Below are 2700 nucleotides of genomic sequence, written 5' to 3' on the forward strand. Positions count from 1 at the left end.
GCCATGCCGTTTTTTATCCACTATTCACTTTTCAATGTTCAAATTACATCAAGTAACAAGTTGTAACTTTTTGAGCTAAATCTATATATTTCACTTGACTTTTATATAGTTAGCTTTCTGTATGGTTAAAGCGCAAGAAGTGTCCTGCCCTTGTTCACTTTCGAAAGCGATACTTGCCTTTTCCGTATCCAGCCACCGCTTCAATAATTCCGTGTTCAACCATCTCCCGCAAAAGCGCTGAGCTTCTTGTCGGCTTCAATTCAAGTATCCTCTGAACATCTGAAATCATTTGAAGATTATAATGTTTCGTATCACGAGTAACCTGACGCGAACCTTCGGTTTGAACTATTCGGAAATTCCGAATAGTTGCAGACTCTTCTAATTCACTATCTGTATAAATCTTTTTAATATGTTCATTTATCGTTGGTAAACCAACGTCATATAGTGTGGCCATCATCTTCTGTGTCAGCCATATATCCTCATCCTCATAGCGCATCTCAATGCTGTCCTGCTGATCGCCGACAGAGGCAACATAGGTCAGGTATTCCGCTGCGCTGGAACGGATGGTTATTTCATCTTTTTTCTTTTTCAAATAGACTTCCCTCTCCTGTTATTAAATAAGTCACAATTAATCTGTCTGGCTATTCTCAATTTCTTTCAATGTGCAACCGTTTTTCGCTTTCCATGTCTGAGAACCACTTACACTATAACCAAGTACAAAATCCGCTACAACAGATGAGCTTGAGAAAAGATATCCCAGTAATACTTTTCTTTTTCGCACTGATAATCACGCAAATGCTGTACCAGTCTTTCTTTTATATTTTCAGCTTCCCCAATATAATATGTGTGAATATATTATAACGGAGGATTTTTCAATGGACAAGTACATTTGGTCTGTGGTATGAAATGCAAGGAAATGGCAGAAAAGGAAATTCTCTTTACATAAACACAAAGAGGCAGCAGAAATGCCGCCTTTACTTTTTGAAACATATGCAAATTAAAAACGTCTTATTGCAACATATATTTGACATTAAGCAATTTATAATGTATAATTCGGCTATGAAAGGCGAAAGGTGCATGATATGAAAAATAAAAAGCTAAGACTTGCAAGGGTTGAGTGCGATATGAGTCAAGAAGATTTGGCAAATATTGTTGGAGTAACGAGGCAGACGATTGGTCTTATCGAAGCAGGAAACTATAATCCGACGCTAAAGCTTTGCATTGCAATATGTAAAGCTCTGAACAAAACACTGAATGATTTATTTTGGGAGGAATCATGATGAAAAAAGTCAAAGATGAACGAGTAGTTCAAACGACAAATAAAATTTTGAGCGAAGCCTATTTTGTAATAATGCTTTTGCTGATTGTTTCTATTGTGGTTAAAACTTATGTGATGGGCGAGCCTTTCACTCATTATATTACGGAAATCGGCGTTATTATTGTATCTGCAATCTATATTGCAATCAGAAGTATGTTGACAGGTAACAATCTTATGGATACCTCTAAGCGAAACAAAATTCTAACCGTATTTGCTATCTTGGGATTAAGTCTTGTTGTTACAGCCAGTAATGGTGTGAAAAATTACTCTAACTACGGGGAACAATATAGTGGTATATTTGATTTTCATTTTCTTGCTGTTTTAGCTGTCACTTTCCTTTCTTCGGCGGCACTTATCTCTATTGTTCTCTTATTCATTTATATATGCCATATAAGAGGGCAACGGAAACTCGAAAAACAAATACGTTATGATGATGACGAGGAATAAGCTATGGAAAAGAAAACCTCAGACAATACAATAGCAAAACTGATTGTGCTGTTTGTATCCGTCGGAATTGGCTCGTTTATATGCGCGATATTAGAACGCACGGAAATGAACGTATGGTTCGCTAGAGGAATCGGCGCTTGCGCTACTATAGTTGCTGGATTTCTGTGTAGTTTGGTAGCACGAAAACTGGGAAGAAATAAAGATAGTTAGAAAAATCTATTATGCCGCCGCATGGATAAAATCATAACGGCGGCTTTCTGCTTTTCCCTAACCTGCCGTTCTCATGTGGCAAGGTCACGGTTATACGATTGTACGGTTTTAAGTCTGTTCTCTTTTGGATTGTTCTCGCCAATTTTCTTGATCGGCAGATAGACTCCTTTTTATCAAATACCTTTAAGTGCTGCTCAAAACGCTCACATCTCAAGATTTAACTCGAAGAAAATTGTCTGTTTAATCTCTTTTCATTTTGTATCAACGTATTTTCTTTGCAAACGCCCAGGGAAATCAATTTTTGAAAATGCAAAAATAGCAGAATAGATGTATAATGCAAGAATGGAACAGAATCTCATTACAGAATACTTTGAAGAAGTAGAAACAACAAAAGAATATGATGGTTATTTTTGTAGTGTTGCACAGGTGATGACGCTGGTGCTGCTGGGGAGTATTTGTGGGTTAAAAAATGTCAGCCAGATCCATCAATGGGCTACCAATCCCCGGTTAAGCCGATTTCTGAAAGAATACTTTGGGATCAGCCGTGTACCTTGCTATTACTGGCTTCTATGCCTGCTGAAACTGATTGAACCGGACTCGTTGCGAAAATGTTTTACGAAATGGGTAACCAGCCTGCTTCCGGAAGACTGGAGCGGACAGACGCTGTCGATCGATGGAAAAAGGATTCGTTCCACCGAGCGAATGAGCCGCTGCGAGAGCCCGCT

The 2700-nt window shown here is 38.3% G+C and carries 4 protein-coding genes; 3 read left to right on the plus strand and 1 reads right to left on the minus strand.

The features are described 5' to 3' along the window. Window positions 1–154: 154 nt before the first annotated feature. Complete coding sequence (locus H9L42_RS16485) at window positions 155–592, minus strand: hypothetical protein (RefSeq protein ID WP_465270679.1); 438 nt, start codon at window positions 590–592, stop codon at window positions 155–157. 490 nt (window positions 593–1082) lie between these two features. Here H9L42_RS16485 and H9L42_RS16495 point away from each other — a divergent pair, with 490 nt between their 5' ends. The 3 genes from H9L42_RS16495 to H9L42_RS16505 all read left to right on the plus strand — a co-directional run. After that, window positions 1083–1280 (plus strand): helix-turn-helix transcriptional regulator, encoded by a 198-nt coding sequence (locus H9L42_RS16495; RefSeq protein WP_187304492.1) that lies wholly within the window; start codon window positions 1083–1085, stop codon window positions 1278–1280. Then, window positions 1277–1765, plus strand: coding sequence for a DUF6773 family protein (locus H9L42_RS16500; protein ID WP_187304493.1), 489 nt, complete (start codon window positions 1277–1279; stop codon window positions 1763–1765). The genes H9L42_RS16495 and H9L42_RS16500 overlap by 4 nt, the downstream gene beginning before the upstream one ends. A gap of 537 nt (window positions 1766–2302) precedes the next feature. After that, on the plus strand, window positions 2303–2700 hold a 398-nt coding region (locus H9L42_RS16505), incomplete at its 3' end, for a transposase family protein (protein ID WP_187304494.1).

This window comes from Zhenpiania hominis, assembly GCF_014333425.1.
GTDB lineage: Bacteria > Bacillota > Clostridia > Peptostreptococcales > Anaerovoracaceae > Hominibacterium > Hominibacterium hominis.